General features: G+C 69.1%; 25 protein-coding genes and 2 tRNA genes. 10 read left to right on the forward strand and 17 right to left on the reverse strand.

The features are described from left to right. Positions 1 to 73: 73 nt before the first annotated feature. Entirely contained in the window at positions 74 to 1,048 is a 975-nt protein-coding gene (locus tag IE302_RS22850) for a DMT family transporter (RefSeq protein ID WP_191256530.1), read from the forward strand. Further along, a complete protein-coding gene (locus IE302_RS22855; protein ID WP_191256531.1) occupies positions 993 to 1,457 on the forward strand; it encodes a DUF6328 family protein in 465 nt (154 codons plus the stop codon). The genes IE302_RS22850 and IE302_RS22855 overlap by 56 nt, the downstream gene beginning before the upstream one ends. Here the strand turns inward: IE302_RS22855 and IE302_RS22860 are convergent, their stop codons facing one another. Continuing rightward, entirely contained in the window at positions 1,458 to 1,985 is a 528-nt protein-coding gene (locus IE302_RS22860) for a hypothetical protein (protein WP_191256532.1), read from the reverse strand. 77 nt (positions 1,986 to 2,062) lie between these two features. Here IE302_RS22860 and IE302_RS22865 point away from each other — a divergent pair, with 77 nt between their 5' ends. Beyond that, the gene (locus IE302_RS22865; RefSeq protein WP_191256533.1) at positions 2,063 to 3,877 is read left to right on the forward strand and encodes a LamG-like jellyroll fold domain-containing protein; all 1,815 of its coding nucleotides are present in this window, start codon (positions 2,063 to 2,065) and stop codon (positions 3,875 to 3,877) included. A gap of 189 nt (positions 3,878 to 4,066) precedes the next feature. Next, entirely contained in the window at positions 4,067 to 6,268 is a 2,202-nt protein-coding gene (gene helR, locus IE302_RS22870; protein WP_268246772.1) for an RNA polymerase recycling motor ATPase HelR, read from the forward strand. A gap of 79 nt (positions 6,269 to 6,347) precedes the next feature. Here helR and IE302_RS22875 read toward each other — a convergent pair whose 3' ends face one another. From IE302_RS22875 to IE302_RS22885, 3 genes are all read right to left on the reverse strand, one after another. Then, on the reverse strand, positions 6,348 to 6,842 hold the full coding sequence (locus IE302_RS22875) for an Lrp/AsnC family transcriptional regulator (RefSeq protein ID WP_191256534.1): 495 nt from the start codon (positions 6,840 to 6,842) through the stop codon (positions 6,348 to 6,350). Positions 6,843 to 7,010: 168 nt separating this feature from the next. Continuing rightward, the gene (lysA, locus tag IE302_RS22880; RefSeq protein ID WP_191256535.1) at positions 7,011 to 8,354 is read right to left on the reverse strand and encodes a diaminopimelate decarboxylase; all 1,344 of its coding nucleotides are present in this window, start codon (positions 8,352 to 8,354) and stop codon (positions 7,011 to 7,013) included. A gap of 112 nt (positions 8,355 to 8,466) precedes the next feature. Then, on the reverse strand, positions 8,467 to 9,387 hold the full coding sequence (locus tag IE302_RS22885; RefSeq protein ID WP_229907904.1) for a dihydrodipicolinate synthase family protein: 921 nt from the start codon (positions 9,385 to 9,387) through the stop codon (positions 8,467 to 8,469). Positions 9,388 to 9,517: 130 nt separating this feature from the next. Here IE302_RS22885 and IE302_RS22890 point away from each other — a divergent pair, with 130 nt between their 5' ends. Beyond that, positions 9,518 to 9,910 (forward strand): hypothetical protein, encoded by a 393-nt coding sequence (locus IE302_RS22890; protein ID WP_191256537.1) that lies wholly within the window; start codon positions 9,518 to 9,520, stop codon positions 9,908 to 9,910. On the opposite strand, the gene IE302_RS22895 is transcribed toward IE302_RS22890, so the two are convergent. The 3 genes from IE302_RS22895 to IE302_RS22905 all read right to left on the reverse strand — a co-directional run bounded on the left by IE302_RS22895 (position 9,891) and on the right by IE302_RS22905 (position 12,868). Further along, positions 9,891 to 10,979, reverse strand: coding sequence for a chitinase (locus IE302_RS22895; protein WP_191256538.1), 1,089 nt, complete (start codon positions 10,977 to 10,979; stop codon positions 9,891 to 9,893). The genes IE302_RS22890 and IE302_RS22895 overlap by 20 nt on opposite strands. Before the next feature lie 156 nt (positions 10,980 to 11,135). Beyond that, the gene (locus IE302_RS22900; RefSeq protein WP_191256539.1) at positions 11,136 to 11,606 is read right to left on the reverse strand and encodes a heme-degrading domain-containing protein; all 471 of its coding nucleotides are present in this window, start codon (positions 11,604 to 11,606) and stop codon (positions 11,136 to 11,138) included. 32 nt (positions 11,607 to 11,638) lie between these two features. Continuing rightward, positions 11,639 to 12,868 carry a M20 metallopeptidase family protein gene (locus IE302_RS22905; RefSeq protein WP_191256540.1) on the reverse strand — a complete coding sequence of 410 codons (1,230 nt, stop codon included), beginning with the start codon at positions 12,866 to 12,868 and terminating at the stop codon, positions 11,639 to 11,641. A 76-nt stretch (positions 12,869 to 12,944) separates the two neighbouring features. On the opposite strand from IE302_RS22905, the gene IE302_RS22910 reads away from it, so the two are divergent. From IE302_RS22910 to IE302_RS22920, 3 genes are all read left to right on the forward strand, one after another. Further along, on the forward strand, positions 12,945 to 13,427 hold the full coding sequence (locus tag IE302_RS22910; protein WP_229907905.1) for a tRNA adenosine deaminase-associated protein: 483 nt from the start codon (positions 12,945 to 12,947) through the stop codon (positions 13,425 to 13,427). 74 nt (positions 13,428 to 13,501) lie between these two features. Beyond that, on the forward strand, positions 13,502 to 13,903 hold the full coding sequence (locus IE302_RS22915; protein WP_229907906.1) for a nucleoside deaminase: 402 nt from the start codon (positions 13,502 to 13,504) through the stop codon (positions 13,901 to 13,903). Between the two features lie 85 nt (positions 13,904 to 13,988). After that, positions 13,989 to 14,195 (forward strand): CsbD family protein, encoded by a 207-nt coding sequence (locus IE302_RS22920; protein ID WP_007035155.1) that lies wholly within the window; start codon positions 13,989 to 13,991, stop codon positions 14,193 to 14,195. 48 nt (positions 14,196 to 14,243) lie between these two features. Here the strand turns inward: IE302_RS22920 and IE302_RS22925 are convergent. Then, positions 14,244 to 14,331 (reverse strand) — tRNA-Ser (locus tag IE302_RS22925). 44 nt (positions 14,332 to 14,375) lie between these two features. Beyond that, positions 14,376 to 14,927 carry a DUF305 domain-containing protein gene (locus IE302_RS22930; protein WP_191256542.1) on the reverse strand — a complete coding sequence of 184 codons (552 nt, stop codon included), beginning with the start codon at positions 14,925 to 14,927 and terminating at the stop codon, positions 14,376 to 14,378. Positions 14,928 to 15,020: 93 nt separating this feature from the next. On the opposite strand from IE302_RS22930, the gene IE302_RS22935 reads away from it, so the two are divergent. Then, positions 15,021 to 15,467, forward strand: coding sequence for a limonene-1,2-epoxide hydrolase family protein (locus IE302_RS22935; protein ID WP_191256543.1), 447 nt, complete (start codon positions 15,021 to 15,023; stop codon positions 15,465 to 15,467). 249 nt (positions 15,468 to 15,716) lie between these two features. Here the strand turns inward: IE302_RS22935 and IE302_RS22940 are convergent, their stop codons facing one another. After that, positions 15,717 to 15,899 carry a hypothetical protein gene (locus IE302_RS22940; protein WP_191256544.1) on the reverse strand — a complete coding sequence of 61 codons (183 nt, stop codon included), beginning with the start codon at positions 15,897 to 15,899 and terminating at the stop codon, positions 15,717 to 15,719. A 125-nt stretch (positions 15,900 to 16,024) separates the two neighbouring features. After that, positions 16,025 to 17,353: a BNR-4 repeat-containing protein gene (locus IE302_RS22945; protein WP_191256545.1), complete on the reverse strand. Its 1,329-nt coding sequence runs from the start codon at positions 17,351 to 17,353 to the stop codon at positions 16,025 to 16,027. Positions 17,354 to 17,590: 237 nt separating this feature from the next. On the opposite strand from IE302_RS22945, the gene IE302_RS22950 reads away from it, so the two are divergent. After that, the gene (locus tag IE302_RS22950) at positions 17,591 to 20,035 is read left to right on the forward strand and encodes a DUF8508 domain-containing protein (protein WP_191256546.1); all 2,445 of its coding nucleotides are present in this window, start codon (positions 17,591 to 17,593) and stop codon (positions 20,033 to 20,035) included. Between the two features lie 74 nt (positions 20,036 to 20,109). Here IE302_RS22950 and IE302_RS22955 read toward each other — a convergent pair whose 3' ends face one another. The 6 genes from IE302_RS22955 to IE302_RS22980 form a co-directional block, all read right to left on the reverse strand. Continuing rightward, positions 20,110 to 20,481, reverse strand: coding sequence for a hypothetical protein (locus tag IE302_RS22955; protein ID WP_191256547.1), 372 nt, complete (start codon positions 20,479 to 20,481; stop codon positions 20,110 to 20,112). Then, the gene (locus tag IE302_RS22960) at positions 20,474 to 23,215 is read right to left on the reverse strand and encodes an FtsK/SpoIIIE domain-containing protein (RefSeq protein WP_191256548.1); all 2,742 of its coding nucleotides are present in this window, start codon (positions 23,213 to 23,215) and stop codon (positions 20,474 to 20,476) included. Before IE302_RS22960 ends, IE302_RS22955 begins: the two co-directional genes overlap by 8 nt. A 15-nt stretch (positions 23,216 to 23,230) precedes the next feature. Further along, positions 23,231 to 23,476, reverse strand: coding sequence for a hypothetical protein (locus IE302_RS22965; RefSeq protein WP_191256549.1), 246 nt, complete (start codon positions 23,474 to 23,476; stop codon positions 23,231 to 23,233). A 2-nt stretch (positions 23,477 to 23,478) separates the two neighbouring features. Then, positions 23,479 to 23,739, reverse strand: coding sequence for a hypothetical protein (locus IE302_RS22970; RefSeq protein WP_005167132.1), 261 nt, complete (start codon positions 23,737 to 23,739; stop codon positions 23,479 to 23,481). Positions 23,740 to 23,879: 140 nt separating this feature from the next. Continuing rightward, a tRNA-Ser gene (locus IE302_RS22975) sits at positions 23,880 to 23,964 on the reverse strand. A gap of 72 nt (positions 23,965 to 24,036) precedes the next feature. Then, on the reverse strand, positions 24,037 to 24,783 hold the full coding sequence (locus IE302_RS22980) for a PP2C family protein-serine/threonine phosphatase (RefSeq protein WP_191256550.1): 747 nt from the start codon (positions 24,781 to 24,783) through the stop codon (positions 24,037 to 24,039). Positions 24,784 to 24,811 lie beyond the last annotated feature (28 nt).

Consider the following 24,811-nt stretch of genomic DNA (forward strand, 5'->3'; position numbering starts at 1 on the left):
GGGCGATCATTCTCAAACTATGAGCAGCATGCGCGCGCCAGCGCGTCCGTTGAGGGCGGTGGCGGGGGCATGGATGGAAGGACAAGTGAGTAGCAACCCTCCGGATCGTACTTGGCTGGTCGCGGTCGCAGCCGCACTTTGGGGCACAGACGGGCTTTTGCGGCTCCCGCTCGCCGAGGCGCTCCCGGCCGCCACGGTCGTCTTCTGGGAGCACTTGCTCGTGGTGCTCGTGCTGAGTCCCTTCATTCCCCGCGCTTTCCGCGCGTTGAGCCGGTGCGGACCGCGGGAATGGCTGGCCGTGCTCGCCATCGGCGGCGGTTCTTCCGCGCTCGCGACGGCGATGTTCACCGCCGCCTTCAAACTGGGCGACCCCGTGACGCCGTTGGTGCTGCAAAAGCTCCAGCCGGTGTTCGCTGTTCTGGCGGCATATTTCGTACTCCGTGAGCGAGTCCGTCCCGGATACGCGTTCTTCGCGATCCCGGCGTTGCTCGGCGCCTGGCTGCTGGCGTTCAAGGATCCGCTGAACATCCAGCTCGCCGCGGCGAAGGCGGCGCTGCTGGCGATCGGCGCGGCCGCCTTGTGGGCGGCGGGCACGGTGCTCGGCCGTCTGCTCTCCACCGAACTGGAGCCGCGGGAGGTCACCACCCTGCGCTTCACCGTCGGGCTCCCGGTCGCGGCGGGCATCGTGGCCTTCCAGGGCGGTCAGTTCGCGGTCGGCTGGGACAACGCGCTCGGCCTCGGCCTGCTCGCACTGGTCCCCGGCCTGCTGGCGCTGAGCCTGTACTACCTGGGCCTTCGCTCGACACCGGCCGCCAGGGCGACCCTGGCGGAGCTCGCGTTCCCGGTCACGGCGGCCATTATCGGCGTATTGTGCTTGAACGCCGATTTGTCGGGTACTCAGTGGCTGGGCCTCGCCGTGGTGGTCGTGTCAGTGACTTCGCTCGGCTGGCATGAAAAGGTCAGGCGTCAACCGATGGTCCTGGAGCCGCCGCATGGTCGAGCACACCGGCGAGACGAAGAACGAACGCCTGACCCGCAACGTCAGTGAGCTCCTGCAGGAGCTGCGGGTCGCGCAGGCCGGTGTCCAGATCCTCTTCGGTTTCCTGCTCACGGTGGTGTTCACCGACGAGTTCCACGAGGCGAGCGGGTTCGAGAAAGCCGTCCACCTGACGGCGGTCCTGCTCACGGTCTGCTCGACGGTGCTGCTGACGGCGCCCGCCGCGTGGCACCGGCTGCTGTTTCGCACCGGCAACCGCGAGCGGATCCTGACTTACGGCAACCGTTCCGTCCTGATCGGCCTCGGCTGTCTCGCGGCCGCGATCACCACGACCGTCGCGCTCATCGCCAAGGTCGTCTTCGGCCCGATCGCGATGGCGATCCTGGGCGTGGTGTCGGCCGCGCTGTTCGTCGGCCTGTGGTTCGTCGTGCCGAGGCTGATCGACGGTAACGGCGGCTGATCAGTGCCAGGCCCGGACCGGGGTGCCTTCGGGCAGGCCGAACGCGGCGGGTGTCACGCTCCGCGGGTCGTCCGGGCCCGCGCCGTCGATCACCCGGCGGGCGCCGACCCACGAGAACATCGCCTTGACCGAACGTGAGTAGCCCGCGCCGTCCTCCGCGACCTTCCGGTCGAGCACGCGGTACCCGCCGGGAACGCGTTCGACGCGGTAGACCATCGGCTGACGGCGGAATCCGCCGCGGGTGACGAGCCCGTCGCCCTCCTTCGCGACCTCGTCGCAGTTCGCGACCAGGCCGATCTTGACCTGATCGCGGTCCGGGCGGGTCTCGATCACCTTCTGCGTGCACACCCAGCGGATCTCCGCGCCGCCGGAACCGGCGAGCGCGCGCAGATGCTCGTCGATCGGAGGCAGCGCCGCCCGCGCGACGGCGTCGTCCACGGTCGGCATCTCGTCGACGATCCACCAGCCTGCCGCGGCCACCACCACACCGACCCCGGCGAGCACGGGCCAGCGTTTGACGTTCCCCATGGGACGAAGCTACCGAGCGGGGCAAGTGTTCACCCGCGGTTCGGGACGCGTTGCCTGGGCGACCGTAGGTTTCGGCCGTGAACGACTCCTCCAGACGGACCTTCCTGCGCGGCGCGGGCCTGCTCGGCGCCGGTGCGGCGGTGTCCGCGTTGCCCGCACTCGGGGCCCCGGCGGCTTCGGCGACCTTCGGCCACCACGGCCCGGACGCCGAAGACGGCCGCTTCACCCTCGCGGTCCTGCCCGACACCCAGTACCTGTTCGACGCCGACCGCGGCGACCCCGCGCCACTGGACGCCACGCTGCGGTACGTCACCGGCGGCGACGAGAACGTCGTCTTCCTGGCACATCTCGGCGACCTCACCGAGAACGGGCAGCCGGGCGAGTTCGACCAGATCAGCCGGTCGTTTCAGCACCTCGACCGGCGCCGGTTCCCGTACAGCACCCTCGCGGGCAACCACGACATCAAGTCCTCGACCGACGACCAGCGCGGCCGCACGCCGTACCTCGACGCGTTCGGCCCGCAGCGGCAACGGGGCTCGAAGACCTTCCGCGGCGCGAGCCCGGACGGCTACAACAGCCACCACGTCTTCCGCGCGGGCGGGCGGGAATGGCTGCTGCTCGCGCTCGACTGGCGGCCGTCCGCGGGCGGGCTGGAGTGGGCGCGTTCGGTGCTCGCGCGGAATCCGCGGCTCCCGGCGATCCTGACCATCCATGAATTGGTATGGGCCGACGACGCCGGTCAGGCCCAGCTCTCCGAGTTCGGGCAGAAGGTGTGGGACGAGCTGATCGCCGGGAACGACCAGATCTTCCTGACGCTCAACGGGCACTACTGGCCGCCGGGCCGCGCGGTGAAGCGGAACAAGGCGGGCAACGACGTCCACCTGCACATCACCAACTACCAGGACCGCTACTACGGCGGCAGCGCGATGATCCGGCTCTACCGGTTCGACCTCGCGCGGAACGTGATCGACGTCCGCACGTTCTCGCCGTGGCTGGCGGAGCAGGCGCCGCGGCTGAACGAGTTGCAGCGGCAGGAGATCGAGCGCACCGGCCCGTCGGACTACTTCAGCCTGGAGATCGACTTCGGCGCGCGGTTCGCCGGGTTCGCGCCGGTCCCGGTCCCGCCGGCGCGGCCCGCCGAACGTCAGCTGATCCGCGGGACCGTGGCCTATTGGCGGTTCGAGGGCCGGGACGGCGCGCCTGTGGACGGGGTCCGTGACCTTTCCGGCCGGGGCAACGACCTGGTCCGGGTGACCCTGCCCGGCAGTGCTCCCGAAACGCTGAGGTTCTCCGGTGAGTTCTCCGGGCGGCAGCCGTCGAGGTCGAGCCTCCGGTTCGAAGGCGGCAAGAAACCGGCTCGCGGCGCGTATCTGCGCACGGCGGACTCCGCGCCGATGAACGCGGAGACGTTCGCGCGCGGCTACACCGTCGAGGCGTTCGTGAAGCTGCCCGAGGATTTCAAGGACGGCAAGCATTCCTGGGCCGCGATCTTCGGCAGGCAGGGTTCCGGCGCCCACGCGGGCAAGACCGGTGACGATCCCGGCGAGCCGTCGGCCACCCTGTCCCTTTCGGACGGTGCGGCGTTCCAGTGGGCGGTGTTCCCGGTGAACCAGAACGGGATCTCGACCGCGTGGGGCCACGAACTGGCGTTGAAGGAATGGATCCACGTCGCGGCCGTCAACGACGGAAGGCGGACGACGCTCTACGTCGACGGCTGCCCGGTGCTGCGGAATCCGAAGACGGCCGCGGCGGGGATCGCGAATCCCGGTGGCTCCTGGCTGATCGGCGCCTACGCCTACGACTCGATCGTCGAGCAGGCGTTCCACGGCTGGCTCGGTGACGTCCGGGTGGTGGGGAGGGCGCTGGATCCCCGCGAGTTCATGCTCGGCTGAGGGCGGCGAAGGCGTCGCGGATCGTGCGCGGTAATGGTGGATGTCCGTCCCCATTATCGCGCACGATCGTTTCCCGGGTGATAGCGGGTTCCTCTTGACAAGGGGTGGACAATAAAAAATCGGCGTCCGATCGAGAATGCTCGATCAGTACGCCGAATGTGCAGTCAGTCTAACCGCTGTGAGGGGAACTTGTCAAATCAGGGGTACGACGAGGAATTGCGGTCCGAACGGGAGTACGTCGCGTCGCTCTACGGGCGGCTGGACACGGAACGCTTGCGGGTGCGCGAAGCGTACGCCGGCGCGCTGCGGGGAGAAGGGTTCGCGCTGTCCGATCGCGAAGTCTCCGTCGGCGCGAAAGCCCGCGAGATGGCGAGGCTGAAGATCGCCGACGAAGGCCTTTGTTTCGGTCGATTGGACGCCCTTTCGGGCGACCGGTCCTACGTCGGCCGGATCGGCCTTTTCGACGAGGAGAACGACTACGAACCCTTGGTGCTGGATTGGCGGGCGCCGGCGTCGCGCGCGTTTTACTGCGCGACGGGCGCGTCGCCGGAAGGAATGTCCCGGCGACGGCAATTCCGCACCCTCGGGCGCCAGGTCCTCGACTTCACCGACGAGGTCTTCGGCCGTCCGGAATCGGGGGAACGGGGCGACGTCGCGCTGCTGGCCGCGGTCAACGCCCCGCGCGGCGAGGGGATGCGGGACATCGTCGCGACGATCCAGGCCGAGCAGGACGAGATCATCCGCCTGGACCACGCCGGGGTCGTCGTCGTGGAGGGCGGCCCCGGCACCGGGAAGACGGCGGTGGCGCTGCATCGGGTGGCGTACCTGCTGTACACGAAACGGGAGCGGATGGAACGCCGCGGCGTGCTCGTGGTCGGGCCGAGCAGCGGCTTCCTCGACCACATCGGCCGTGTCCTGCCGTCGCTCGGCGAGACCTCCGCAGTCTTCGCGACGCCTGGCGGCCTCGTCGCCGGGCTGAGCACCGAGCGCGAGGATCCGCCGGAGGTGCAGCGGCTCAAGGGTTCGCTGGCGATCCTGGACGTGCTCGCGGCGGCGGTGGCGGACCGGCAGGAGCTGCCTTCCGCGCCGGAGCCGATCGAGCTCGACGACGTCACCGTGGTGCTGGACGCCGAGGTCGTGGCGGCCGCGCGCGAGGTGGCCCGGGACAGCGGCCTGCTGCACAACGAGGCGAAGTCCGTCTTCGAACGCGAGGTGATCGCCGCGCTCGCCGAACGCGGTACCGACCGGCTCGGGGCGGGCTGGCTGCCGCGGGACGACGAGCACACCCGCCCGGAGATGCTCAAGAACCTCAGGCGCGATCTGGAGGGCAGCGTGGCGCTCGGCACTGTCCTCGACCGCCTCTGGCCGGTGCTGACGCCCCAGCGGCTCCTCGCCGGTCTCTACGCCTCGCCGGAGCGGTTGCGGGCTGCAGGGGCCGATCCGGCGCTGTTCCGCGAGGACGCCGCCGGGTGGACGGTGTCCGACGTGCCGCTGCTGGACGAGGCCGTCGAACTCCTCGGCTCCGACCGCGCGGCCGAACGGCGGGCGGCGGAACGGCGGCGGCTGGAGCAGCGGGAGTACGCCGAGCGCGTCCTGGAAATCGTCGAGGTCGAAGAAGACCACGACGACTACGAATTCGCGCTTCGCCCGACGGACGTGCTGAAGGCGGAGGACCTGGCGGAGCGATTCGCCGAACGGGACGAACGGGATCTGGCCGAACGCGCCGCCGCCGACCGGGAATGGACCTACGGCCACGTCGTCGTCGACGAGGCGCAGGAACTGTCCGAAATGGACTGGCGAGTGCTGATGCGGCGCTGTCCCAGCCGGTCCTTCACCGTGGTCGGGGATCTCGCGCAGCGCCGGTCGCCGTCCGGTGCGCGGTCGTGGGACACGATGCTGTCCCGGTACGTCGCCGATCGGTGGCTGTACCGGAAGCTGACCGTCAACTACCGGACGCCGTCGGAGATCATGACGGTGGCGGCCGCGGTGCTGGCGGGATTCGCCCCGGACGTCGTCCCGCCGGAATCGGTGCGCTCGTGCGGCGTACGGCCGTGGGCCCGCCCACTGTCCGAAATGGACATCGAAGACGCCGTCGCCGAATTCGTCCGTGAGGAATCGGGGCGCGAGGGGACGGCGGTCGTCATCGGGCCGCCGGGAGTGCCGGGCGCGATCACGCCGTCCGCGGCCAAAGGGCTGGAGTACGACGCCGTCCTGGTGGTGGAACCGGAGCGGATCCTCGCCGAAGGCCCGAACGGTGAGGCGGAACTGTACGTCGCGCTGACGCGGGCGACGCAGCGGCTCGGGGTCCTCTACAGCGGGCGGCTGCCGAAAGTCCTCCGCGGTCTTGATTCCGGGCGGCGGACTCCCGACGCGTTCCTGCGGTGTGTCTGATCCTCACGCGAGCGCCATGAACGGTCCGTTCCTTGCAGAATTCGCAAGGAACGGACCGTTCATGGCGCGGACCGGGCGGTCATCGGGTCAGATTGCCCCAGGCATATGTCTGTTTTGCCAGTTTCAAGTAGACGAGCGTTTCGGTGCTGACGACACCCGGGATGGGCCGGATGTCGTCGTTCAGCACACTCAAGAGGTGTTCGTCGTCCCGGCAGGCCACCTCGGCGAGCAGGTCGTAGCCTCCCGCGGTGAGCACGACGTAATGGACGTCCGGCAATCCGGAGAGCTGGTCGGAGACAGCCCTCGGATCGCCTTGTACCCGGATCCCGACCATCGCCTGACGGCCGAGCCCGACATTCGCCGGATCCGTGACCGCGACGATCTGCATCGTCTCGTCCCGCAGCAGCCGCTGGACGCGCTGCCGCACGGCGCCCTCGGACAGGCCCACGGCCTTGGCCAGTGCCGTGAACGAGGCTCGCCCGTCGTGTTGCAACAGGGCGATCAGAGTGCGATCGGTATTGTCCAAACCTCTAGGTGTGCGCTGCTCCATCTGCGCGCGTGGTTCGTCACCCATGCCGTCCCTCCCTTTGTTTCGGCATGCGATTCTTGTCGCGCAGCGTATCGATCAATGTCCAGAATGCTACCGCCGTTAAGTTGTTTGTCGCGATTCTCTTTCTCAACGTCGCGGCGCGAAGGAATCTGTCGTTCGACAGGGAGAGTGCCGAGGTTTTCGGAACCGGAGTCAGCCGAGGTCGCGTTTCAGCAGGTCTTCCTCGGTTTCCCGCCGGACGAGCAGGGTCGCCGTGCCGCGGGAAACACCGACGAGCGGCGGCCTGCCGACGAGATTGTAATTCGACGCGAGCGAGTGGTGGTATGCCCCGGTGCACGGGACGGCGAGCAGATCGCCGGGGTGGACGTCGTCGGGGAGCGCGAGCCCGTCGGCGAGGACGTCGCCCGATTCGCAGTGCCGTCCGACCACCGTCACCGGCCGCCGGGCCGCGCGGCTGCGCCTGCCGATCAGGCGCGCGGTGTACGCCGCCCCGTAGAGCGCGGGCCGCGCGTTGTCGCTCATCCCGCCGTCGACGGCGACGAACGTGCGCGAACCGCGTTTCACCGCGCACACCCGGTACACGGTGATCCCCGCCGGTCCGACTATCGCGCGGCCCGGTTCGATCGTCAGTTCGGGCGACGGGAAGCCGTGCGACGCGCATTCGTAAGCGAGCGCGACCCGCAGGCGGCGCACATATCCGTCGATGTCGAAACCCGTGTCACCGGGCAGATAGCGGACGGCGTGCCCGCCGCCGAGGTCCAGTTCCCGCAAAGTGACGCCGTGGCTCTCGCGGAGCCCGGCGAGTACCCCGATCATCTTGCGGGCGGCCGTTTCGTAGAAATCCACCCGGGACACCTGCGAACCGATGTGGCAATGCAGCCCGGTCAGGCGGAGGCCCGGTTGCGCGAGCACGGCGGAGACGGCCCGGCCGAGGTTGTCGCGGACCTCCTCGCGCAACGAGAAGCCGAATTTCTGTCCTTCGGTGCCGGTGGTGATCGCCGCGTGCGTGCCCGCCGAGACGTCCGGTGTGACGCGGATGAGCACCTGCTGCGCGCCGGTGGCCAGCGCGCCGAGCTGCTCGATCTCGTCGAGCGAGTCCACCACGATCCGGCGGACGCCGTAGGACAGCGCGGCCTTGAGGTCTTCGGGGGTCTTCGCGTTGCCGTGCAGCAGGATCCGCTCGGCGGGGAAGCCGACCGACCGCGCCACCGCGATCTCGCCCGCGGAACAGGTGTCGAGGGAGAGCCCCTCTTCGGCGACCCAGCGCAGCACCGCGCGGGTGCACAGCGCCTTGCTCGCGTACGCCACCTCGGCGTCCGGCAGCGCCCGGCGGTACGCGCGGGCGTTCTCCCGGATCTCGTCCTCGTCGAGCAGATACGCCGGGGTCCCGAACCTCGCGGCGAGATGGGACACCGGCGCGCCGGCGAACAGCAGTTCCCCGCCGGGCCCGAGCCGGGTGCTCCGCGGCCAGACCCCGGGTTCGAGGTGGTCGGCGGCCTCGCAACCGAGGCTGGGCAGGAGCTCGCTGAGCGTCACGGTTACCTCCGCGTCGATCGGTCAGTGCCCTGCCAGCACAACTCCGATCGAACCGGCCCGGCCGCTCCGCCAACGTCTCCCTGACGTGTTCCGCGGGCTCGCTGACGCCTTGTTAACGCGCGAGTAACCCCGGCCACAGCGCGCCGGTGACCCGATCGCGTTCGCCCGCGGTCAGCGGACGGCTCGGCGGGCGGACGTCGCGGCGGCACAAGCCCAGCTGCGCCAACGCTTCCTTCACCACGCTCACGTTGTGGGCGTTCCCGTCCGCGGCCCGCAGCTCCTCGAACGGCCGGACGCGCTCCCAGCAGGCCATCGCGGCGCCGGAATCGCCGTCCCGCAGCGCCCGGAACATCTCCAGCGAGAGCGACGGCGCGACGTTCACCAGTCCCGAGGTGAACCCGGTCGCGCCGACGGCGAAATAGCCCGGAGCCGACAGCTCCGCCAGCCCGGCGAGCCACGTGAACCGAGCGAGCCCCGCGTCCCGCGCCACCGAGGCGAACCGCACCGGATCCGGCACCGCGTACTTCACCCCGATGACGTTCTCCGCGGCCTCGCCGAGCCTGGCCAGCTGCTCGCCTTCGATCCGCGCGTCGCGCACGTAGAGCACGACACCCAGCTCCGGGACCGCCGCCGCGATGGCGCGGTGGTACTCGACCCAGCCGTCTGCCGAGACGTACGGATGCACCGGCTGGTGGATCATGAGCAGATCCGCGCCCGCCTCCCGCGCGTGCCGCGCCGCGCCGACCGCGGTCCGGAGGTCGTGCCCGACCCCGGCGGCCACGCTCGCCCGCCCGGCCGCCGCCTCGACCGTCAGTTCGAGACAGTGCCGCGCCTCGGCCTCGTCCAGCGCGTAGAACTCGCCGGTGTTGCCGTTCGGCGTCACGACCTCGACGCCGGCGGTGATCACGCGGTCCACCAGCTTCGCGTAGATCTCCGGATCCACCGCGCCGTCGGCGTCGAACGGGGTCACCGGGATGGCCACCACCCCGGAAAGCCGCCGTTTCCGGTCCTCGAACCGTGCAGAAGAGGGCACTGGCATGTCCGATCTGATATATGATGTGACGTCCAACGGTAGCACGGCGTAACCGATGGACCGCTTGTCCCGAAGATCGGGACAAGCGGTCCGATGCAACCTGGTCGGCCCGTCGGCGCGTCTCCGCGGTATGCGAAGACGGTGGCTCTGGGGGACCCCGGCGAAACTGGTCCTGTTCGGTCTGGTGCTCGTGTTCCTGAACGCCTCGTGCGGCCCGCCGGCGCTGGGTGACGCGTTCACGGTCCGCCTCGGTGCCTGGACCGTGCTCCCGGACGAAGACCTGCGACTCGCCTACCTGGAGGTGGTGGACGAGCGGTGCGCGCACGGTGCCATGTGCGCTTCGGCGGGGCGCGCGATCGTGACGATGACCTACGCCCGGCCGTCGACCGGTCCGGCGGTGCCGTTCGCGATGGACGTCGTCGATCCCCGGCCGACGGCGTTCGGCGGCTATCAGGTCGACTACGCGGATCTCTCGCCGAGTGCCGAGTTCCTCACGCTGCGCCTCAGCCGAAGTAGGAGTTGAAGTTCTTCGAGAACTCCCAGCCGTTGAACTTGTCCCAGTTGATCGACCACGTCATCAGCCCGCGCAGCGCCGGGAAGGTGCCGTGCGGTTCGTAGGAGCCGCAGCCGCTGCCCTTGGTCAGGCAGTCCAGCGACGCGCGCACGTCCGCGGGGGTCGTGTGCCCGTTGCCCGCCGACGGCGCCGCGGGCAGGCCGACCGCGACCTGTTCCGGCTTCAGCGCGGGGAAGACGTTCGCGGCGTCGCCCGCGACGGGGAAGCCGGCGAGCACCATGTCGGTCATCGCCGTGTGGAAGTCCGCGGTCCCCATGGTGTGGTACTGGCCGTCGAGTCCCATGATCGGCCCGGAGTTGTAGTCCTGGACGTGCAGCACGGTCAGTGAGTCCCGCAGCGCGTGGATCACCGGGAGGTACGCCCCGGATCGCGGGTCGGCGCTCCCGTTCGGACCCGGGCCGTAGAACTGGTGCCCGAGTTGGACGAAGAAGGTCTCGGGCGCCATCGTCAGCACGAAGTCGTTGCCGTACTTGGCTTTCAGCGTCTTCAGTGCGGAGATCAGGTTGACCACCACGGGAGTCTTCGGGTTCTTGAAGTCGGAGTCGCCCGCGTCCAGGGACAGCGAGTGGCCCTCGAAGTCGATGTCGATCCCGTCCAGGCCGTACTTGTCGATGATCGCGCTCGCCGAGCTGACGAAGGCGTCCCGCGCGGCGGTGGTGGTCAGCTGTACCTGGCCGTTCTGGCCGCCGACCGAGACGACCACCTTCTTGCCCTTCTCCCGCTGCGCCTTGATCCCGGCGATGAACTCCGCCTCGGATTCGACGTTCGGGCATTCCGCCGCCGGGCAGAGGCTGAACCGGAGTTCGCCCGAGGTCACCGAAGTCGGTTCGGCGAAGGCGAGGTCGATGATGTCCCAGTCTTCGGGGACGTCGGCGATCCGCGTGTAGCCGGAACCGTTCGCGAAGCTCGCGTGCAGGTAGCCGACCAGGGCGTGGGCCGGGATCGCGGCCTGGGCCGTGGCGGGCAGCAGCAGGCCCAGCAAGAGGAAAACGATGCCGACGACGGCTTTCCGGCGCATGGTGACTCCCTCGGGTGTGGTTCACGTCACGTCAAGGATTGGACTAGACCACTAGGGAGTTTGTCAAGAAATAACCGGAACTCGTCCGGTTTTGTCGCCGCCGAACGGAGTTGTCCACACGTGAACAACCTGTGGACAACTCCGTGGATTGTCTACTTAGGACAGTTTGGCGAGGAAGATTTCCAGCTGCTCGACGACGAACGCGTGATCGTCGGCCTGGGGCAGCCCCGAAACGCCCACGGTGCCGACCGGGCCGACGCCGTCGACGATCACCGGGAACACGCCGCCGTGCGCGGCGTACAGATCCGGGTCGAGGCGCGAGTCGGCCTCGAATGTCGTGTCCTTCGCGCGGAATCGCTCGCCGACGAGGAACGAGCTGTGTCCGTACCGGTCGACGACGCGGCTCTTGCGGTCGATCCACGCGTCGTTGTCGGCCGAAGTGCCCGGCAACGCCGCGTGGAACAGCCGCTGGCCGCCGCGGCGCACGGAGACCGTCACCGGGAGGGCGCGGTCCCGTGCCGCCGCGACCAGGTGGGCGCCCAGCTTCAGCGCGGTCTCGTTGTCGAACCGGCGGAAGACCAGGCGCTCCTCCTGTGCGGTCAGGACGGCCAGGGTGTCATCGCTCATGACCCCATTAAATCAACACTGTTGTGTAATGGCTACCGAAGCGCGTCCAAGGCGAACGCCGCGTACATCGCCACGCCGTTGGCCATGGCGTCCTCGTCGAAGACCACGCGGTTCGAGTGGTTCGCCTCGACCGTGGCCGGGTCGGAGCCGGGCGGAGCGGCGCCGAGGAAGGCGAAAGCGCCCGGAACGCGTTGCAGGACATACGAGAAGTCCTCCGCGCCCATCACCGGGTTCTCCATGAACTCGGAGTTCTCCGCCCCGAGGACCTCGGCCGCCAGCTCCAGCACCCGCGCCGCGGCCTGCGGATCGTTCACCGTGACCGGGTAGCCGGGGAGGACCTCGGCGCTCACCTTGACGCCGTGGGCCGCGCCGACCGCCTCGCACACCCTCGGCAGCTCCTCGCGTACGAACGCCTGCGTCCGCTCCGACAGCGTGCGGATCGTGCCCTCCAGGAACGCCGTTTCCGGGATGATGTTCGTCGTCGTCCCCGTCTCGATGCGGGTCACCGACACCACCGCGGGCTCGAACACGCTGACCTTGCGGGTCACCATCGTCTGCAGCGCGCTCACCATCGCGGCCGCCGCCGGCACCGGGTCGATCGCCTGGTGGGGCGCCGAGCCGTGCCCGCCCCGGCCGGTGACGGTGACGTGGAAGCTGTTCGCCGACGCCATGATCGGGCCCGGCCGCGTCTGCACGATGCCGGACGCGGCCGAGGTGAAGATGTGCAGGCCGAACGCCTTCGCGACGCGTTCGCCCGCGGCGTCGAGCACGCCTTCGTGGATCATGTGGCGCGCGCCGTGCTCACCCTCCTCGCCGGGCTGGAACATGAACACCACCGACCCGGCCAGCTCGTCGACGTGGTCGCCGAGCAGCCGCGCGGCCGACGCCAGCATGGCGACGTGGGTGTCGTGCCCGCAGGCGTGCATCGCGTCGTCGTCTTCGGAGGCGAAGCCGAGGCCGGTGTCCTCGTGCAGCGGCAGCGCGTCCATGTCGCCGCGGAGCAGGATCGCCGGGCCCGGCTTCCCGCCCCGCAGGATGGCGGTCAGCGAAGTGGTCGATTTGCCTTCGAGGATCTCCAGCGGCAGCCCTTCGAGCGCCGCTTTGATCGAGGCCTGGGTCTTCGGCAGCTGGAGGCCGATCTCCGGATTCCGATGGATCTCCCGGCGGAGTTCCACGGTTTTCGTTTGAAGGGCGCGGGCCTCGCCCAGCAAACCGGCGAAGCGCGCGTCGGGGAGAGTGGGAAGGTCGGTGGGTCCGGTCATGTCTCGATAGTGGCGCATGTGGCGCTTAGGGCGCACCGTACGTGCGTTCCGAATCCGGGCGGAATACGGTGTGCGCATGGCGGTGCAAGAGCCGATCACGGGGTTCGCGGTGGCCGTGGTGCGGGAGGACGGTCGGTGGCGGTGCAGCTCCCTGGATCAGGGGGCGCTCGCCGAACTCGACGCGGCGATCACCGAGCTGGGAAAACTGCGTTCGACCGGTGCCGCGTTCGGCCTGCTGGCGATCGACGACGAGTTCTTCGTGATCGTCCGGCCGAGTCCCAGAGGTCCCTCGCTGCTGCTGTCCGACGCCGCCGCGGCGCTCGACTACGACATCGCCGCCGACGTGCTCGACGTGCTGAGAGTCGATCCCCCGGACGAGGACGACGACGCGGTCTGGCCGGAAGGCGACCTGGAGATCCTGTCCGATCTCGGACTGCCGGGGGCCGAACTCCAGGTGATCGTCGGCGAGGTCGATCTCTATCCGGACGAACAACTCCAGATGGTCGCGCAGCGGTGTGGATTCGCCGCCGAGTTCGCCAAGATCCTGGACGAGATCTGAGCCCCGCCGCCTCCGCCGCCGACATCGCCGCCGTCCGGGCGGCGATCGGTGCGGCGCGAGGTGCGGGCGAAGACGTGCCGATCGGCGCCGTCGTCCTGGCACCCGACGGGACCCCGCTCGCTTCCGCGCGCAACGCCCGCGAAGAACTCGGAGACCCGACGGCGCACGCCGAGATCCTCGCGCTGCGGGCCGCGTCCGAGATCTACGGCGACGGCTGGCGCCTCGAAGGCTGCACGCTCGCGGTGACGCTGGAGCCGTGCACGATGTGTGCCGGGGCGCTCGTGATGGCCAGGGTCGCGAAGCTCGTCTTCGGCGCCTGGGAGCCCAAGACCGGGGCCGTGGGCTCGCTGTGGGACGTCGTCCGCGACCGGCGGCTCAGCCACCGCGCGGAAGTCGTCGGCGGCGTGCTGGAGTCCGAATGCGCGGCCCTGCTCGAAGACTTCTTCCACGGGCAGCGGGGTAACCGCACCGGGTGACGGATGTGTCGATCCCGCCTTCCCGGGCAACCCTCCGGACAGGCGGCCACAAACGGGGGTCGCGGTCGAAGGAGGAACATCCGCCATGAGCGTGTTCGACAAGGCGAAGGACAAGGCCGAGCAGGCCATCGGCGCCGCCAAGGAGAAGCTCGGCGAAAAGACCGACAACCAGGACCTCGCGAACTCCGGCCGGGCCGACCAGACCGAAGGTCAGGTCAAGGAGGCCGGGCACGACCTGCGCGATCGAGCGGAAGGCGGCGTGCAGGACCTCAAGGACAAGTTCAACAAGTAGCCCTCACGCGGAAGAGCCCGGTCTCCGTGGAGACCGGGCTCTTCGCTGCGGTGGCGGTGGGATTTGAACCCACGGACGGGTATTAACCGTCACACGATTTCGAGTCGTGCTCCTTCGGCCGCTCGGACACGCCACCGCCGAGAACAATAGCGGACCCTGTGCTCCCGGCGTCGCAGGGGGTCAAGGAAGCTGCGCGGTGATCTCGTCGATCGCCGCCGACTGGTTCTCCACGATCTCCTGCGCGAGGGCCTTGGTCTCGGCGTGCTCGCCCGAAGACAGCACGGTCTTGGCCATCGTGACGCCGTTGCGCAGGTGTTCGGCCATCAGCGGGAGCCACGTCTTGTCGAACTCGGCCCCGGTCAGGTTCTGCAGCGAGGCGACCTGTCCTTCGGTGATCATCCCCGGCATCGCGTGCCCCGCGTGACCCGCCGCGGGGAGCACGGCCGCGTTCCACGACTGCAGCCAGGCGGTCATCGTCTGGACCTCGGCCGACTCGGCCTTGACGATCTTGGCCGCGGTGGCCTTCACGTACTCGGAAGCCGACCGTTCCGCGGCCAGGTTCGCCACCTGGATCGACTGCTGGTGGTGCGGCACCATCTGCTGGGAGAACGTGATGTCGGCCTGGTTGGCGCCGGGAGCACTCGCCGTCGGCGCCGCGCCCGTGGCCGTCGAACAGCCCACGAGCACCCAGACGACCAGCGCGGACAGTGCCATCGGCAGTCGCCGTCGCATCGATACCTCCGTAGTCAGGGGAAACCGGCCCCTCCGTTCTGTGATACGGCTGTGACCTTCCGGTGGTTCAAAACCGGATTAGCCTTGGTCGGCATGACGGATCCGAAGACCGTGGTGACCGGTTTCCTTCAGGCCCTCGAAGAACTCGACATCGACCGCGCGCTGGGCTTCGTGGCGATCGACATCGTCTATCAGAACGTCCCGCTTCCCGCGGCCCGCGGGCTTTCCGCGGTGGAGAAGCAATTGCGCACCATGGCCCGCTACGGAAGCGGGTTCGAAGCGCGCACTCACCACATCGCCGCCGACGGCCCGATCGTGCTCACCGAGCGCACCGACGTCCTCCGGCGTGGTTCGTGGGAGGCCGAGTTCTGGGTGTGCGGCACGTTCGAAGTGCGCGACGGCCGGATCGTGCTGTGGCGCGACTACTTCGACTGGACGACGTTCCTGGCCGCGAGCGCGAAGGGTGCGGGCAAGGCGGCGGTCGCCGGGGCGAAGTCGCTCATCGGGAAGTACAAGGCGCGGCAGGAACTCGAGCGCTGACTCGCGCGGTCGCGCGGGCCTCGCGTGATCGGACACGTGACTCGCGTGCTTGGAACCGTGCCTCGCGTGCTTGGAGACGGATCTCGGGTGTGCGGCGTTGGATCACGCGAGATCCGGCTTCAGTCACGCGAGTCACGGCTCTGATCACGCGAGTGCGGCGAGGCGTGAAATGACACACCGCCGGTGTACGGGCTCCGTCCTCCCCCGACGGGTCCCGTGCACCGGCGGTGCGCCCCCAGTTCCCCCCGCTCACCCTCCCCGGTGAGCGTCGGAAAATCGTTCGCCCAGGTCGGCCTCGCGCAGCACGGCGTCGAGCCGCGCTCCACCGAAGTGGGCCACCGGACGTCCTCCGCGCTTCCGATCGCGCAGGTCGGTGGCCAGCGCGATGCCCAGCAGCAGAACCAGTGCCGTACCGGCGATCAGCCAGCCCATCGGACACCTCCTCCGGCGACGTGAGGGAGGATTTGTGTCCTCGCTCACGTCGCCAAAGGTAACTCCGGAAAAGCCGGGTTGAACCCGGACTTGAGGTTCATTTAAGGCAGCGGAACACCAATGGGCTATTTCCGCGGCGCCCCCGCGACATAAATGTCACCGTCGGCCACTGAGACGTCACGCGCACTGGACGCGCCGGTCGCCAGAATGCGGGCAGGGTCCCGGAAACCGGCGATCACTTCGACGCGCTGGACCGGTTTCGCCGTGGTGATCAAGGTTTCCGGCTTCCAGGTGCGTCCGTTCTCGAGCAGGAACGTCTCGATGCCCGGCTTCCCGTCCCGGGTTCCGTAAACGCGCCAAGTGCCGCCATTGAGTTGTTCGATCTCGCGCAATCGGAGTCCGTTCGCGACTTCGCGCACTTCCCACTCCCGGCCGTTCCACGCGCCCGCGAAATCGCGCGGCGAGCCCGCGGCGTCGAACTGGAACCAGGTGACGAACGGTTTGCCGTCGCGCTGGGTGCCGGTCTGCAGGATGTAGTCCGGCGACTTGAGCCCGCCGGGGAGTTCGAGCGGGGTTTCGGCGACCTTGAGGTACCGCTCCTGTTCGGCGTCGTCGACCTGCGTGCCGAGGTCGTGGCCCGCCGCGGAGAAGAAGCGCAGCGTACGGACGTCGAAGGACAGGTAGTAGACGTTCCGGTGGTAGACGTCGTGCTTGTGCTGCTCCGGCCCGCCGCCGGCGAGCGTGTAGACGAACTGGATCCGCCCGGACGACGGCAGGTACCGCAGCTGCCCGACGTAGATCTCGTCCATGTGGTCGGCCCGCCCCAGCGAACCGAACGCCCACTGCTTCCCGGTCAGCCGCACGGAGTTCTTCCACGTCTTCCCGTGATCGCGGGAGACGATGTACTTCATCGGGCGGAAGTCGGTGTTCGCGTTCGGATCGAGTTCGTTGGTCGTCTCGCGATAGAACATGAACAGCGTGCCGTCGACGGTCTTGACCGGCATCGGGTAACTCGCCGAGTCGCCCTCGGGAACCTCGGTGTCGGTCCAGGTGCCGTCGAGGGAATGGGCCAGCGGCGCGCGGCTGATCACGGTCCGCGTGTTGTGCATGCCGCGGAAGATCAGCAGGTGGCCGTCGCCCGCCAGCAGCATCGTCGGGTAGTTGTGCGGATCGGACTCGCCGTCGGCGATCTTCTTCGGCGCGGTCCAGGCGCCGGTCCGGTGGTCGTAGGCCTGGACGTAGGTGTCCGCGGCCTTGCCGGACCACGAGATGAAGGTCTTGCGCGCGACCGGATCGAAGACCCCGCCCGCGTTCGGCCGCCGGTCGGTGCGGGACGCGACCGCGCTCGCCGGGGTCATCACCTCGAAAGCGGCCTTTCCGGGCGGCTTGGCGGCCGCCTGGGGAACCGGGATCACGAGACCTGCCATGACGAGCGCGCAAAGAAGTTTGCGCATGAAGACGCCTCCTGGTGCTTCGCAGGCGGCGGACCTTGATCCTCTCACGTAAGAACACGGCAAAACCAGCCCCGAAACCTGCGAAAGCAGGGGTCCGAACGGGCTAGTGGTGACGAATCGTTGTCTTGACGTCTTCCTCATTTCACTTGTTCGGGGGAGTATTCCTCGACCGATCTTGCGAAAAGGGGACTCAGCGTGACCACATCCCGACGTGCTGCCCGGAGAAGGGCCCTGACCGTGGCCGTCACCTCCGGGCTGGTCGTGAGCGGTACTGCCATCGCAGCCGCTCCGGCCGCGCTCGCCGCGCCCAGCGCCGACGCCGTGATCGCCGAGGTCTACGGCGGTGGCGGGAATTCGGGCGCCACGTTGACCAGCGACTTCATCGAACTCGCGAACCGCGGCGCGGCCGCCGTGAGCCTCGACGGCTTCAGCGTCCAGTACGCGCCCGCGTCGGGGAACAGCTGGCAGGTCACGCCGCTGACCGGCAGCGTCGCGGCGGGTGCGCGGTACCTCGTCGCGCAGGCGAAGGGCGCGGGCGGCACCGTCGCGCTCCCGGCGCCGGACGCCACCGGCTCGCTGGCCCTGTCCGCGACCGCCGGCACCGTCGCGCTCGTTCAGGGCACCACGGCGCTGACCTGCAAGACCGCCGCCGACTGCGCGGCCGACACCCGGATCAAGGACCTGGTCGGCTTCGGCCCGGCCGCCGTCATCCGCGAGGGAAGCGCGGCGCCCGCGCCGTCCAACACCGCCTCCGTCGCCAGGGGGACGACGCTCGCGGACACCGACGACAACGCCGCCGACTTCACCTCCGGCGCGCCCACGCCGACCAACGGCAAGGGTGAGACGCCGGGCGAGACCGGCCCGCCCGCGGTGACCGCCAAGATCCACGAAATCCAGGGCACCACCCGGATCTCGCCGCTGAAGGACCGGAAGGTCGCCGGGGTCACCGGCGTCGTGACCGCGATCCGGGGCTTCGGTTCGGCCCGCGGGTTCTGGATCACCGACCCCGCGCCCGACGCCGACCCGCGGACCAGCGAGGGCCTGTTCGTCTTCACCGGTTCGACCACGCCCGCCGTGGCCGTCGGCGACGCGGTGACCGCCACCGGCTCCGTCCGCGAGTTCTATCCGGACGCGCCGGCGACCTCGCCGTACCAGTCGCTCACCGAGCTGACGAGTGCACAGTGGACGGTCGATTCGAGCGGGAACGCCGTCCCCGCGCCGACCGTCGTCACGCCGGACTCGGTCCCGGACACCGTCGCCCCCGCGCCGGGCGGCAGCATCGAGCCGCTGCCGCTGGAGCCCGCGAAGTACTCGCTGGACTTCTGGGAGTCGCACGAAAGCGAGAGCGTCAGCGTCTCCGACGCGCGCGTCGTCGGCCCGACGTCGTCGTTCAACGAGCTCTACGTGACCACCAAGCCGAAGCAGAACCCGAGCGTCCGCGGCGGCGCGGTGTACCTGGACTACGACCGGCTCAACACCGGCGTGCTCAAGGTCGCGTCGCTGATCCCGTTCGCCGAACAGCCGTTCCCGAAGGTCAACACCGGCGACGTGCTCACCGGCGAGACGTCCGGTCCGGTGGAGTACAGCAACTTCGGTGGCTACACGCTGTTCGCGACGAAGCTGGGCGCCGCCAAGGACAACGGATTGCAGCGCGAAAGCACCCGCGCGCAGCGCAGCGGTGAGCTTTCGGTGGCCACCTACAACGTCGAGAACCTGTCCGCTTTGGACAGTGACGAGAAGTTCGGCGAGCTGGCGAAGGCCATCGCGACCAACCTCGCGAAGCCGGACATCCTGAACCTGGAAGAGATCCAGGACAACAACGGGCCCACGAACGACGGCACCGTCGTCGCGGACCAGACGCTGAAGAAGTTCGTCGACGCGATCGTCGCCGCCGGTGGCCCGCGCTACGAGTGGCGTCAGATCGACCCGGAGAACGGCAAGGACGGCGGCCAGCCGGGCGGCAACATCCGCGTCGGCTTCCTGTTCAACCCGGCCCGGGTGTCCTTTGTGGACCGCAAGGGCGGCGACGCGACCACCCCGGTCGACGTGGTCAAGGAGCGCGGCAAGACCCACCTGACCGCCTCCCCCGGCCGTGTCGACCCGCTGAACGAAGCGTGGGAAGCCAGCCGCAAGCCGCTCGTCGGCGAGTTCGTCTTCCAGGGCCGCACCGTGTTCGTCGTCGCGAACCACTTCAACTCCAAGGGCGGCGACCAGCCGACCCACGGCCGCAACCAGCCGCCGGTCCGGAGTTCCGAGGTGCAGCGGGCCAAGCAGGCGACAGTGCTGCGCGGTTTCGTCGACAAGCTGCTCGCGTCGGACAAGAACGCCAACATCGTCGTCGCCGGTGACCTGAACGACTACCCGTTCTCGCCCGCCGTGAAGACGCTGACCGCCGGTGGCGCGCTGAAGGACCTCATCGCGTCGCTGCCCGAGAACGAGCGGTACAGCTACGTTTTCGAGGGCCAGTCGCAGGTGCTGGACCACATCCTGGCGTCGAAGGCGCCGCGCGGGGCCGACTACGACGTCGTCCACCTGAACGCCGAGTTCGCGAAGCAGGCGAGCGACCACGACCCGCAGGTGCTGCGGTTCCGGCCGAGCGCGGGCAACCCGGTCCAGGACGCGTTCTACGACCTGGCGGACTACCTGGAGAAGGTGCTCGGCCCTTACCTGCCGAAGCCGTAACCCCCGCGATCAGTCCTCTGGATGCGGTAGTTGCACGCGCAAGTACCGCATCCAGAGGACGAAATGCATCAGGGTCAGGAGCGTTTCGCTCGCCAGCCCAGGGAAAGCACGGCCTGCACGAGTTCCTGGTAGCTCGGCTTGACCTCTTCCAGGTACTTCTCCAGGTACCCGGCCCGCGCGGTCGGCACCGGCCGCGGTTCTTCGTCCTCCGGCAGCCAGGTCAGGCCTTCGACGTTGTGCTGCGCCATCTTCCACCACCGGGAAGCCCTGTCGACGGCGCGCTGCTCACGCTCGGCCGCGTCCGCGACTGCTTGGTGCGCCTCGGCGAGCCGGGCCTCCAGTTCGTCCGCGCGGGCGACCTCCCAGCTCCGCAGGTTCTCCGCCGAAGCGCGGGCGAGGCCGACGATCTCCTTGTACCGCATGGCCGCGGTGATGCCGTCATCCATCGAGGAGCCCTTCCGGACGCTGGAACGGGATGATCACCTCAGGTGCGCCGTGGGTGGTGCGGTCGAAGAACAGGGCGCGCCCCGGCCGCGGCGACCAGTGCACGACCTGCCCGGCCGCGAACGGCGACAGTTCGTTGCCCTGGACGTCCAGCGCGGCCCAAGTGCCGATGTCGTCGGTGCCCGCGAAGCCGAGCGTGTCCTTCAGCCGCGCGATGCTGCGCCACCAGCCGATGGTGTGGACGCCGTGCGCCGGGCCCTGCTTCAGTAGCACCCGCAGCTGGTCCAAGCCGCTCTTGAGCTGCCCTGGCGCCTTGGCTTCCAGTGCGGGTATCGAGGCGTCGACACCGTACAGGAGCAGCACCTGGGCTCTGTCCAAAGAGGACAGATTCTCCGCGATATCGATTACCCGGCCGGGCAAATCGTCGACCAGCTCCGCGCGGTGTCCGTCCGCCCGCAGTCGCTCGGCCAGTTCCAGCACCGCCGGGATCGACGCCTCGATGGGGCACGAGAGCACGAACTCCACGGCCCCTTCAGCGTGCTGCCTCGCCAGGGACCGCGCGGCGGAGTCCATGATGGACAGTGCTTCGGCCGTGGCCGCGCCGAGGACGGCGATGTTCCGTCCCGGTGCCTTCGGCAGGTCGACCCCGCAGGCGGCCTCGTCGACGTCGATGGACTGACCGAGCAGCGCGCGCGGCTTGTCCGTCGGCTTCAGGTCGGTGAACGCGGGGAACTGTTCCAGTACGGGGGAATGCGCGCCGTCGAACAGCCGGGGCCGTTTGAACGACTCCGAGTACCGCTCCCACAACCGGTGCTGCAGCTTGTTGAAGACGTCCTTGCTGCTCGCGTCCGGCACATGGGCCAGCTGATTCCCGTGCGCCACCCCGGAATCGTGGTTGATCACCGCGTGCCACTTCGGCGCCGAGACCGCCGCGTTGTTGGTCTCGGACAGCACCCGCCGCGCCTTCGGCATCGCGATCCGCAGCGTGCACTGCTCGAACACGGCCGGCTTGCCCCAGAACGCCTCGATCCCGGCGACGTCCTGGCTCGCCAGCACCAGGTGGATGCCCTGCGACCGGCCTCGCCGCGCGATGTCCTCCAGCAGCTGGGTCGCCGTCGACGTGACGGCGTCGCGTCCGGCGAACAGGTACTGGAACTCGTCGATCACCGCGACGATCCGCGGCCAGTGTCCGCCCGGGTCCTGTTCGCGCAGGTCCGCGAGGTTGGTGACCTCGTGCAGTTTCGCGGCGGCGGACCGTCGGCGCAGCTCGTCGGCGAGATACCGCAGCAGCGCCAGCCCGAACTCGCGGTCGGTGTTGACGTTGACCCCGATGAGTTTGGCGTGCGGCAGCCAGCTGGCGTCCCGCCGTCCCGGCGCGAGCCCGGCGAACGACACGCCCTCCTTGAAGTCCAGCAGGTACAGCGCGAGCTCGTCCGGCGAGTACCGCGCCGCGAAGCTGCCGAGCAGCGAGTACAGGAAGTTCGTCTTCCCCGAACCGCTCGGCCCGCCGATGAGCACGTGCGGGCTGGCGTCGCCGATGACGACCTCCACCGCCTCGCCCTCGAAGAACCCGACCGGCGCCCGCAGTTCCCGCGCCGAGCTCTCCTTGCCCAGTTCGGTGGGCAGGAGGTCGGCGAACGCGCGGGGCCCGCCCTGTTTGGCGATCAGGGCCTCGGCGATCCGTCCGGCGGCCCGGATGACCTGTCCGGACGGCATCGGCGGCTCGAGGTCGACGATCAGGTCGGGCCCGGTCATGCTGCTGACCGCGTGCCGGTCGTCGTGCAGGCTCAGCGATTCGACCGACGTCGACAGCATGGTCGGCACGTCGATCAGGATCAGGCAGATCCCGGCGGCCAGCGCCCCGGTGGCGACCCGTTTCAGCTCGCGGGCGCGTTCCGGTTCGAGGGTCTCCCCGTTGCCGTAGAGCACCGCGACGCGGAACGGTTCGACCCGCTGGCCGCTCGCCTGCCGGATCTCCCGCAGCGACGTGTGCCCCGCCTGCATCCCGGTCGCGTGGATGCGGCGGATGTGCCCGGCCAGTTCGTCGAGGAGGTCTTCGAGCCGTCCCGGGTCGTACAGGGTGAGCGCGCTCGTGCGGCTCAGCGGGTAGAGGTCGGGCAGGATCGCGGTCAGCTGCCCGACGTCCCACAGGTGGACGCGGACCGCGCCGGGTTCGAACGTGCTCAAGATCCGCATCAGCAGGTTCTGCACGATGCCGTCCACGGTGGCCCGGGTCTTCGGTGCCGACTGGATGGACAGATGCGACTCGTCGAGCAGGGGGGTCGCGACGTCGAACGTGCGCGGGACGTCCTGACCCGGCACGGTCGCCGAACCGATGCGCCACAGTCCCGGCGCGGTGATACCGGGGTTGGTGCCGACCCGGCCGAGCCAGTTGCCGGGCTGCTGGCTCGCCGGCCCCGGCGCGTTGTTCGCGACGAGTTCGCGCAACGCGTTCGGGCCCGCTTCCCATTCCGCGTAGAACTGGCCCCGCACACTGCCGAGCAGGCCGAACACCTCGTTCGCGGCGGGATGCCGCGACCATTCGGCGTACTGCTCCGAGGTGGAGTGGTTCATCCCCACCCGGACGATGTGCTGTTCGAGTTCCAGTTTGGCCAGTTCCGCCTCGGCGGCTTGGCGGGCGCCGGCGGCGGCGCCGAGGACGAGCCCGATCTGGTGGCGGACCCGCTCCAGCGCCGTGGCGACGCGATTGCGCTGTTCACTCGCTTTGCTGCCCATACCGGCTCGCCGATCTCAGAGACGGGATTGGTAGCCGCTGACCAGGTCGTCAGCGGCTGAAAGACGCGTCAGCAGGCTTTCCATTCCCTCGTCGGCCTGCGCCAGCTGCGACGGGACCCATGGCACCGCTTGGGCCTGGGGTTCCACGATGGCGCGTCTGGACTCTTCGAGCAGGCTCCTGGCTCGCTCGGCATGGGCGCGTCCGTCGGCGAGACCGGTTTGGACGGCCGTCAGCAGCTGATGCAGTTCCTCGAGATACATGTCTAGAGACGGGTCGAGTACGACTCGGCCGACGAGATGCCTGCCTGGATGGTGCTCTGCATCCCGGTGATGCCCTGCAGGGCTTCGGCGAGCAGCCCGTGCGCCTGGCTCACCTCGTGCTGGGTGCTGCCCTGAGTGGCCTGCGACAGGGAAAGCTGGGCTTCTTCGAGAGACTGCGCTGCCTGCTGAAGAGCGGCGATACTCGCGGATGCCTTCTCGTTCGCGAGCGCGATACCAGCGCGGATCTCTTCGACTCCGGCCATTTTGGCGGACTCCTTGGGACGTCGGGGGCTGGAACGACCACACTTAAACTTAGCGTGATCATCTGACTCTGTTAAGTGAAGGGCCTGCGAAGTAATCAACAAGGCCCCGGACGTCGAGACGTCCGGGGCCTTGCTGACGGCGGAGGATACAGGATTCGAACCTGCGAGGGCGTGAACCCAACACGCTTTCCAAGCGTGCGCCTTAGGCCGCTCGGCCAATCCTCCGTGGGGAACTTTACCGGATGCCCTTTCACCCCTTCGAAGGCGGGTCTGACCTGGCTTTCCGGCTGTAGGGCTTCAGGCGTGCGCGGGGGCGAGGACGTCCGCGACGACGCAGGTGATGTTGTCCGGACCGCCACCCTCGTTGGCCAGATCGATCAGCCTCGGGACGGTCTCGGCGGGGTCCTGGAAGGCGCCCAGGACGTCCTTGATAACGGTTTCGACAACCGTTGCCGTTAACCCGTCCGAGCACAGCAGGAGACGGTCTCCAGGGGCGGCGTCGAAGGTCCAGACGTCCGCTTCGCCGCTTCCGGTGCTCAGAAGCGCCTTCATCAGCAGCGAGCCGCGAGGGTGCCCCTCGACCTCCGACGGGTCGATGCGCCCGTCGTCCGCGAGCGCCTGCGCGAGGGTGTGGTCGCGGGTGAAGCGCTGAAGCGCGCCGTCGCGGAGGAGGTATCCCTTCGAGTCGCCGATGTGGACGGCCGTGAAGAGCGCGCCGTCGAACAGCAGTGCCGTCAGGGTGGTGCCCATGCCGCGCGTCTCGGGCTGCTCCTCGGCCGTCGCGGCCAGCCGGTCGTCGATGGCGCGCAGGCCGCCCGAGAGCACCTCGAACAGGTCGACCTCCGCGAGGTCGAAACCACGGAGATCCTCGTCGAGCCGGGACAGGACGCCCACCGCCTCGGCGCTGGCGACCTCGCCGTGCGGCTGGCCGCCGATACCGTCGGCGACGGCCAGCATCCTCTCGCTGGCGTAGACCGAGTCCTGGTTGACCTGGCGACGCTGCCCGATGTCCGAGCCCGCGGCGTACCGAAGGGTGTACCTCATGGATCCCAGTAAAGCAGTTGTGTACTGA

It is taken from the genome of Amycolatopsis oliviviridis (assembly GCF_014654365.1).
Taxonomy (GTDB): Bacteria; Actinomycetota; Actinomycetes; order Mycobacteriales; family Pseudonocardiaceae; genus Amycolatopsis; species Amycolatopsis oliviviridis.